A 487-nucleotide genomic window follows, 5' to 3' on the forward strand; every position below is an offset into this window, starting at 1 on the left:
CAAAATGGCAATGGACATGTTCATCAAGATCGGCTCGCTCAAGGGCGAATCCGTCGACAAGACGCATGCGGGCGAAATCGACGTCCTGGCCTGGAGCTGGGGCATGTCGAACTCCGGTTCGGCCCATGTCGGCGGCGGCGCCGGCGCCGGCAAGGCCAACGTGCAGGACCTGTCGTTCACCAAGTACATCGACAAGTCCAGCCCCGACCTGATGCTGGCCGCCTGCAACGGCAAGCACTACGACTCGGCGCTGCTGACGGTGCGCAAGGCCGGCGAGAAGCCGCTCGAGTACCTGAAGATCACGATGACCGAGCTGATGGTCACGTCCGTGTCCACCGGCGGTTCCGGCGGCGAGGATCGCCTGACGGAGAACGTCACGCTGAACTTCGCGTCGGTCAAGGTCGACTACGTCGAGCAGAAGAAGGACGGCAGCGCCGGCGACAAGCCGTCGATGAACTGGAACATCGCCGAGAACTCGAAGGACTGA

Annotated in this window: 1 protein-coding gene; it reads left to right on the forward strand. The window is 63.0% G+C overall.

Annotated features, from left to right (window positions below; all coding sequences use genetic code 11):
* A partial coding sequence (locus LPC04_RS29025) for an Hcp family type VI secretion system effector (RefSeq protein ID WP_275685824.1) occupies window positions 1-487 on the forward strand: 487 nt, incomplete at its 5' end.

Origin of the sequence: Scleromatobacter humisilvae (assembly GCF_023231945.1) — a bacterium.
Classification (GTDB): Bacteria; Pseudomonadota; Gammaproteobacteria; order Burkholderiales; family Burkholderiaceae_C; genus Scleromatobacter; species Scleromatobacter humisilvae.